Origin of the sequence: Frankia sp. Cppng1_Ct_nod (genome assembly GCF_920656135.1) — a bacterium.
Classification (GTDB): Bacteria; Actinomycetota; Actinomycetes; order Frankiales; family Frankiaceae; genus Protofrankia; species Protofrankia meridionalis.
Window position 1 is genome coordinate 1 of sequence record NZ_CAKKTK010000143.1, and the last position, 3,780, is coordinate 3,780.

The following is a 3,780-nucleotide window of genomic DNA, read 5'->3' on the forward strand; positions in this document are numbered from 1 at the left end:
GACACCATCGGCCCCGGCGGCGAACGCCTTGCTCCGACCGTCTGGCGCCAACGCACGCTGCCGACTCAACTCGACGAACGTCCCCGGCGACGACATCACCGTGACCCCACCCGCCAGCGCCATCGAACACTCCCCCGCCCGAAGCGCCTGAGCCGCCAGATGCAACGCCACCAACGACGACGAACACGCCGTGTCCAGCGTCAGAGCAGGGCCCGTCAACCCCAGCGTGTACGCCACCCGCCCCGCGATGACGCTCGCGGTGTTTCCGGTCAGCAGGATGCCCTCAAGGTCCTCGGGCATGTCACCTACCGGTGGCGCGTAGTCGTGGTACATCATCCCGGCGAAGACGCCGGTGTCGCTGCCGCGCACTGTCAACGGGTTGATCCCCGCGCGTTCGAACGTCTCCCACGCGACCTCCAGCAGCAGCCGCTGCTGCGGGTCCATCGCGAGCGCCTCGCGCGGCGAGATGCCGAAGAAGGCGGCGTCGAACTCGGCGGCGTCGTACAGGAAGCCGCCCTCGCGGGCGTACGTCCGGCCGGGAGCGTCAGGCTCCGGGTCGTAAAGGTCGTCGTCCCAGTCGCGGTCCGTCGGAAAACCTGAGATGGCGTCGCGACCCTCGGACACGAGCCGCCACAGGTCCTCCGGCGACCCGACCCCGCCCGGATAGCGACACGCCATCCCCACAATGGCGATCGGCTCGAGCGGGTCGCCGCCGCCGGCCGACGTCCGCGCCGCGGAGCGCCGTGGGGACGGCCCCCCGTCCCCGCCGACCAGCGCGTCCTCGCCGAACATCTCCTCGAGGAGACGGCCGGCCAGCGCGTCGACCGACGGGTAGTCGAACACCACCGTCGGCGACGGACGCAGACCCGTCGCGCGGACGAGCTGGTTCCGCAGCTCCACGGCGGTCAACGAGTCGAACCCGATGTCCTTGAACGCGCGATCGCCCGCGATCGCCTCGGGGCGGGCGTGGCCGAGCACCGCCGCGACCTGGCGCCGCACGAGGTCGACCATGGCGGCGGCCCGGTCGGCGGCCGATAGTCCGCGCAGCTCCTCGGCGAGCGGGGACACGCCACGGTCGGCCCGCGGGCCGCTGTGCGCGACGCGACCAGCCGCATCCGACCCGGTGGTCTGGACGGTGGCGCTCCCGGGCCGGTCCGCCGCGGCGGACCGACGCCGACCCTCGCACAGGAGGCGCGTGAACGCGCCCGCGGGGGAATTGTCGTCGGGCTCCGCGTACACGGCGGCGGCCTGGTATCGCATCGGGACGATCAGGGCCGCCCCGACGTCGGTTCCGGCCGTAGCCTCACCAGGCTCGCCGGCCTCGACGGTTTCGCTCGCTTCCTCGACGGAACGATTGGAGATCGCGATGGCGGTATCGAACAGAGCAAGGCCGAGCTCGCGGTCGAGCGGCACCACCCCAACCCGCGCCATGCGGTCCAGGTCCGTCCGGGACAGCGTCGAACCCATCCCGCCGCTCGGCGACCACAGACCCCACGCGAGAGACAGGGCCGGCAGGCCGCGCGCTCGCCGGTACGCGGCGAGCGCGTCCAGACTGGTGTTGGCCGCCGCGTAGTTCGCCTGCCCCGCCGCCCCGATCAGGCCGGCGATCGACGAGAAGAGCACGAAGGCGTGCAGATCGAGATCCGCCGTCAACTCGTGGAGGTTCCACGCCGCGTCGGTCTTCGGACGCATGACGGTGTCGACGCGGTCCGGCGTCAACGACGTCGTGACGCCGTCGTCGAGAACGCCGGCGGCGTGCACGACCGCCATCAGCGGGTGCGCGAGTGGCACCGTCGCGAGTGCGGCGGACAGCTCGTCCCGGTCCGCCGCGTCGCACCCCACTGTGGTCACCGTCGCGCCGAGCGCGCGAAGATCCTCGGCGAGTTCGGCCGCTCCCGGGGCGTTCAGGCCGCGGCGGCTGAGCAGCAGGAGGCTGCGCACGTGGTGCTCGGTCACCATGTGGCGCGCGAACAGGCCGCCGAGCGCGCCGCTCGCGCCGGTGATCAGCACGGTTCCGTCCCCGCCGAACGGCGCGGGTTCCGTCGCGGCCCGCGCCTCACCTCCCGACGCGGACCCGGTGGCAGGCTCAGCGGTCGTGAGCCCGACTGTTGTGGCGCCGGCGGCCATGGTGCCAGTCCTCGACCCCGCCGTGGGACTCGTCGTCAACGTCGGGCAAGTGTCACGGGGGCGGCGGACGAGGCGAGGCGCAACGATCTGTCCGTCCCGCACGGCCACACGCGGCTCGCCCGTAGCGATCGCCGCCGGAATCGCGGCCCACGAGCGGTCGTCGAGGGCCATCTCGACGACGACAAGCCGGCCGGGATTCTCCGTCTGAGCCGAGCGGAGCAGGCCCCGGGCGCCAGAGGTTACGAGGTCGTCGTCCTGACCTGTGATGACCACGAGCAGGGACGACGCGAACCGCTCGTCGGCCAGCCACTGCCGCAGCGCCTCGAGCGCGAGCCCGGTCAACGCCCGGACCGACTCCGCCGACGGCATCTGGGAACGGTCCGCGTGGTCGTCGGCCGGGCGCAGGTCCAGGACGACCGTGGACGGCGCCTGGCCTCCGACATGGCGGGCGTCCCAGGGCGTCAGATACTCAGGACGGGCGGAGTCGGCGTACGGCGCCACCGCCAGCTCGGTCGTCTCCGGTGCGGCCGGCTCGGTCTCGACGGGCAGCCAGGTCAGTGCGAACAGGGATCTGTCGACCGCCGCGTCGCCGACGGCGGACGCGACGGCGGAGAGCGGCCGCCACGTCAGCGACTCGACCACGGCGACGGGCACTCCGGCGGAGGTCGCGAGCTCGACACGGGTCCTGTCCCCGTCGATCCACCGGCAGTGGACCCGCAGAGTCGGCGTCGCCGCCGGAGCCGACAGGGGTATGGTCCGAAGTCCCTCCGGCGCGGCGACCGAGACACCTGACCAGTGGAACGGCACGGACATCTGGCGCGCGCCACCTGCCGCCAACAACGGATGCAGCGCGGCGTCGAACAACGCCGGGTGAATCACGTAGCCCCACGAATCGACATGACCGCGCGCACCCGCGGCTTCGGCGCCCGTCGTGGTGGCTTCAGGTGCCGCCACGCCGTCGGCGGCGGTGCCAACGGAAACCTCGGCGTAGACACTTCCATCGCCGTGACGCCACATGCGTCGCAGTCCCTGGAACGCCGGCCCGTACCGGTAACCGCTGTCGGCGAGCTCGTCGTACACGGCGGCGACGTCGACTTCGGCGACGTCGGCCGGCGGCCACACGTCAAGACCGGTCGAGATCTCCGGGGCGGTCTGGCCGGACGTGGTCAGCAGGCCGGTCGCGTGCCGGGTCCACCCACTGTCGTCCGGGCCGTCCACCCCACCGCGCCCGCCCACGAGGTCGACGCCGGCATGGGATTCGCCGGCGCCACCGCGCGGCGCGTCCGCGGGGCGGGAGTAGATCGTGACCTCCCGGCCGCCACGCTCGTCCGGCCCCGACACCACGACCTGCACGACCACGCCACCGCTGTCGGCGGCAAGCACCAGCGGAACGGCCAACGCCAGCTCCTCCAGCCGGCCACACCCCACCTCGGCACCGGCACGCAGGGCGAACTCGACGAACACCGTCCCCGGCAACAGGGTCACACCCGCAACCACATGATCAGCCAGCCACGGCTGCGCGCGCGTCGACAGCCGCCCCGACATGATCAGCCCACCGTCATCCGCCCGCTCCAGTGCGGCCCCCAGCAACGGATGCTCCGCCGGTCGCAGACCCACCCCCGACACGTCCGCCGCCCGTCGGCCGGCGTCGAG

The 3,780-nt window shown here is 72.9% G+C and carries 1 protein-coding gene; it reads right to left on the reverse strand.

Annotated features, from left to right (window positions below):
• Positions 1–3,753, reverse strand: a 3,753-nt coding sequence (locus NBW77_RS21825) for a type I polyketide synthase (protein ID WP_250280273.1), incomplete at its 3' end; no start/stop codon positions are given.
• Positions 3,754–3,780: the final 27 nt, after the last annotated feature.